Consider the following 3,686-nt stretch of genomic DNA (forward strand, 5'->3'; position numbering starts at 1 on the left):
CGCGGCCCGGACACTGGCCGAGGCCCGGACCCTGCTGGCGCACCGCGCCGTCGTGGTGGCCGACGCGCTCGACGGTCACCGCACCGGCCTGGCCGCGCTCGCGGGCGACGCCGCCTCGCCCGCCCTGGTCACCGGCACGGCGGACGTCGCCGGGCAGACCGTCTTCGTCTTCCCGGGCCAGGGTTCCCAGTGGGCGGGGATGGGTCGTCGGCTGCTCGCCGAGTCCGCGGTCTTCGCGGAGGCGCTCGGCGAGGTCGACAAGGCCCTGACGTCCTATGTCGACTGGTCGTTGCTGGATGTGGTGAACCAGGTGCCGGGTGCCGCTTCGCTGGAGCGGGTGGATGTGGTGCAGCCGGTGTCGTTCGCGGTGAACGTCGGCCTGGCGCGCCTCTGGGCGTCGCTGGGCGTGGTGCCGGACGCGGTGGTCGGCCACTCCCAGGGCGAGATCGCGGCGGCGCACGTCGCCGGCATCCTCTCCCTGGACGACGCGGCGGCCGTGGTCGCGCTGCGGTCGCAGGCCATCGCGCGGGGTCTGGCGGGCCGGGGCGGCATGGTCTCGGTCGGCCTTCCCCGGGAGCGGGTGGCGAGCGCGCTGCCGGACGGCGTGGAAGTCGCGGCCGTGAACGGTCCGTCCTCGGTGGTCGTCGCCGGTGACCCGGCCGCGCTCGACACCCTGGTGACCGGGTACGAGGAGCAGGGCGTGCGGGTCCGCCGGATCCCGGTGGACTACGCCTCGCACACCTCGCACGTGGAGTCCATCGAGGCCGAACTCGCGGAGCTGCTGGGCTCGGTGAAGCCCCAGCCCGCCGCGATCCCCTTCCTCTCCACCGTCGAGAGCCGCTGGCTGGAGGGCCCGGAGCTGGACGCCGGGTACTGGTACCGCAACCTGCGGCAGACCGTCCGCTTCGCCGAGGCCGTCGACACCCTCGCCGCCGCCGAGTACCGGGCGTTCGTCGAGGTCAGCGCCCACCCCGTACTCGCCCACGGCATCGTCGAGGCCCTGGAGGCGGCCTCCGTGCGCGAGGCGGCCGTCACCGGGACCCTGCGGCGCGACGAGGGCGGCTGGGACCGCGTCCTGCTCTCGGCCGCCGCGCTGCACGTCCGCGGCGTCGAGGTCGACTGGTCGGCCTCCTACGCGGGCGCCGGCACCCTCCCCGCCTCCGAGCTTCCGACCTACCCCTTCCAACACCGGCACTACTGGCTGGAGTCGGTGCCCGTGACGACCACCCCCGCAGGAGATTCCCCGATGGCCACCGAGACCGAGCCCGACACCACCACCGAGGAGGCGCCCGGCGCCGTCCTCGCCCGCCGGCTGGCGGACGCCGACCCGGGGGAGCGCCTGGCCGTGCTGGTCGACGTGGTCCGCACGGAGGTCGCGGTCGTCCTCGGGCACGAGGGCACCGACGAGATCGGGGCGGACGCCGTCTTCTTCGACATCGGCTTCGTCTCGCTGACCGCCGTCGAGCTGCGCAACCGCCTCCAGAACGTCACCGGGCTCGAACTGCCCGCCCTGCTCGCCTTCGACCAGCCCACCCCGGAGCGGATCGCCGGCCACCTCCTCTCCCTGCTCGACGAGACCGGCTCCGGCGAGACCGGACTGACCGACACCGAAGCCTCCGAGACCGTGCCCGCCGAGCAGCGGACCGAAGGGAAGTGACCGCCGTGTTCGACACCGCCGCCTACCTCAAGGCCCTCGACTACGACGGCCCGCTCGACCCCACCGCCGACACCCTGCGCGAGCTGCACCGGCGCCACCTGATCGCCATCCCGTACGACTCCTCGCTCAACACCGCCCGCGGCGAGGCCCTGTGGGCGGGCGTCGACATCGACGTCGACGCCGTGTTCGACGCCGTCGTGCTCGGCGGCCGGGGCGGCGTCTGCTACGAACTGAACGGGCTCTTCCTCGCGCTGCTGCGCGAACTCGGCTACGAGACCGGGCTGTTCTCGGCCGGGATCCGCCAGGTGGACGACAGCTTCGGGCCGGACCTGGAGCACGTCCTCGGCTTCGTCCGGCTGGACGGCGAGCTCTGGCTGGTCGACGTCGGCTTCGTCGGCCCGTCCTACCTGGAGCCGCTGCGGGTGGTGCCAGACGAGGTGCAGCCGCAGTTCGGCACCGACTTCCGCGTCGTGCGCGCGGACACCGGCCACCACGTGGTGCAGCGCCGGGGCCGGGTCGGCGACTGGCGCGCCGTCTACCGGTTCCACGCGCGGCCGCGCGCCTTCGCGGACTGGCTGGTCCCCTCGCCGGAGCTGGACCGGTTCGCCCGGGCCCTGGCCGGCTCCGGCATCGTGGTGCGCGGCCGGGCCTTCGAGGGCGGCCAGCGGATCCTGATCGGCACCCGCCTGGTCGTCGTCGAGGACGGCACCGAGCGGCTGCGCGGCCTCGCCGACCCGGAGGAGCACGCCCGGGTGCTCGCCGAGATCCTGCGGAAGGACGCGGCCACCGCATGAGCACCCCCGTCCACACCAAGACCGCCGCCACCGCCGCCGTGGGCAACGGCGACGGCTTCGACGCCGACGTCGCGATCGTCGGCTACGGGCCGGTCGGCCAGACCGCCGCCCTGCTGCTGGCCGCCCGCGGCCACCGGGTCACCGTCCTGGAGCGCTTCCCCCGGCCGTACCCGATGCCGCGGGCGGTCTCCTTCGACGGCGAGTCCGCCCGCATCCTCGCCGCCACCGGCGTGGGCGCGGCCCTGGACGAGCACGTCGAGTCCTCCCGGGACTACGTCTGGCACAACGCCGACGGGCAGACCCTCTTCCGGGTGGACGTCGAGGACGCCGGCCGCTCCGGCTGGCCCGACTCCAGCGCCGTCTACCAGCCGGGCCTGGAGGCCGCGCTGGCCGCCCACGGCGAGCGGTTTCCCACCCTGCGCGTCCTGCGCGGCCACCGGGTGACGGCGCTCGCCGACCGCGGCGACGCGGTCACCCTCACGGTCGAAGGACCGCGGACCGGCCCGTCGGGCGGCCCGCTCACCGCCCGCTGGGTGATCGGCTGCGACGGCGCCAACAGCGTGGTGCGCGAGGAGGCCGGGCTGACCGCCACCGACTTCGCGTTCTTCAACGACTGGCTGACCTGCGACGTCGTCCCGCACGACGGCCGGGAGTTCGTCCCCAACAACCTCCAGGTCTGCGACCCGGCCCGGCCGCGCACCGCCGTCTCCGCCGGGCCGGGCCACCGGCGCTGGGAGTTCATGCGGCTCGACCACGAGTCGCCCGAGGAGTTCGGCGGCGAGGCCAACGTCTGGAAGCTGCTCTCGCTGTTCGACATCGACCCCGGCAACGCCACCCTGCTGCGGCACGCCGTCTACACCTTCCAGGCGCGCTACGCGGACCAGTGGCGGCGCGGCCGGGTGCTGATCGCCGGGGACGCCGCCCACCTGATGCCGCCGTTCGCCGGGCAGGGCATGTGCTCGGGCCTCCGGGACGCCGCCAACCTCGCCTGGAAGCTGGACCTGGTGCTCACCGGCCGGGCCGGCGAAGGGCTGCTCGACAGCTACACCGCCGAGCGGCGCGAACACGTGCGGCACGCGCTCACCATGTCGATGGACCTGGGCCGGGTCATCTGCCAGACCGACCCGGCCGCGGCCCGCGACCGCGACACCGTCATGCTGGCCGCCCAGGAGCGCGCCCGGCGCGGCGCGGAGGTCGGCGCGGCCAGGCCGCGCACCCCGGTCCAGCCGCTCACG

General features: G+C 74.9%; 3 protein-coding genes. All 3 read left to right on the top strand.

Going from position 1 to position 3,686, the window contains the following annotated elements:
* On the top strand, positions 1 to 1,657 hold a 1,657-nt coding region (locus tag AE652_RS37530; protein WP_159028673.1), incomplete at its 5' end, for an acyltransferase domain-containing protein.
* A 5-nt stretch (positions 1,658 to 1,662) separates the two neighbouring features.
* On the top strand, positions 1,663 to 2,451 hold the full coding sequence (locus AE652_RS37535) for an arylamine N-acetyltransferase (RefSeq protein WP_049659759.1): 789 nt from the start codon (positions 1,663 to 1,665) through the stop codon (positions 2,449 to 2,451).
* Positions 2,448 to 3,686 (top strand): bifunctional 3-(3-hydroxy-phenyl)propionate/3-hydroxycinnamic acid hydroxylase (locus AE652_RS37540; protein WP_049659755.1); only part of this gene is annotated, 1,239 nt, incomplete at its 3' end. The genes AE652_RS37535 and AE652_RS37540, both read left to right, overlap by 4 nt.

This window comes from Kitasatospora sp. MY 5-36 (assembly GCF_001182915.1).
Classification (GTDB): Bacteria; Actinomycetota; Actinomycetes; order Streptomycetales; family Streptomycetaceae; genus Kitasatospora.